The sequence below is a fragment of the Streptomyces sp. E2N166 genome (assembly GCF_003671715.1).
GTDB classification, from domain to species: domain Bacteria; phylum Actinomycetota; class Actinomycetes; order Streptomycetales; family Streptomycetaceae; genus Streptomyces; species Streptomyces thinghirensis.
This window is the reverse complement of the sequence record NZ_RAIF01000015.1, coordinates 1-997: the sequence shown is the minus strand read 5'-3', so window position 1 is coordinate 997 and position 997 is coordinate 1. Positions and strand designations below refer to the sequence as shown.

Here is a 997-nt window from a genome sequence, read left to right as displayed (position 1 = left end):
CGCGCCGGCCCCCGCGGTCCCCGGCCGGACGCCGGGTGCCGCGACCGCGTTCGGCGCGTACCTGGACTACGGCCCGCGCGGCGTGGCCCGGATGGCGCAGCTCAGCCACTGGCTGGGCGGCGCCGAACTGCGCGTCGGCCACACCTACCTGCCCGGCGACCTGTGGAGCAACATCGAGGGCGCCCCCGGCTTCCTCGACGTGTGGGCCGACTGGCGCACCCGCGAGGCCGACCGGATGCTCGTCCTCAACGTGCCCATGATGGAGCGCAACGAGGAGGGCGTCGACGACGGCGAGGTCCGCGAACTGCTGCGCCAGGGCGCCGCCGGACGCTTCGATCACCACTTCAGGGCCCTCGCCGAACGGCTGGTCGAACTGAACGTCCCGGACACGGTCCTCGTGCTCGGCTGGGAGATGAACGGCACCACGTACACCCATCGGTGCGGACCGGACCCGGAGGCCTGGAAGACGTACTGGAACAGGATCGTCACCACCATGCGTTCGGTGCCGGGCCAGAAGTTCCGGTTCGACTTCGCCCCGAGCCGCGGCCGGGACGCCATTCCCTGGACCCAGTGTTATCCGGGGGACGCCACGGTCGACATCATCGGCATGGATTCGTACGACCAGCCACGCGGAATGGCGTTCGACGAACAGGTGAAGGAACCGTACGGACTTCAGGCGCACGTCGATTTCGCCAAGGCCCACGGAAAGCCCATCTCCTATCCCGAATGGGGGCTCTTCCGCAACGGTGACAACGCCGAGTACATGCGGCGCATGCTCGAGTGGATGGACGAGCACAAACCCGTGTACAACACGCTCACCGACTACTGCCCGCACGGTGTGTGGCAGTGCGACGACAACCCCCGGTCCACCGCGGTCTACCGCTCCGTGCTCTTCGGCCGCACCGACGAGCCGGACACCACGGTCCCGGAGCCGAGCACGCCCACCGCGCCCACCGCACCGCCCGTGCCCGCGGTGCCGCCCACCGCGCCCCGCCCG

General features: G+C 70.1%; 1 protein-coding gene. It reads left to right on the top strand.

Going from position 1 to position 997, the window contains the following annotated elements; translation table 11 throughout:
- Positions 1-997, top strand: a 997-nt coding sequence (locus EBH09_RS14235) for a glycosyl hydrolase (RefSeq protein ID WP_121747398.1), incomplete at both ends; no start/stop codon positions are given.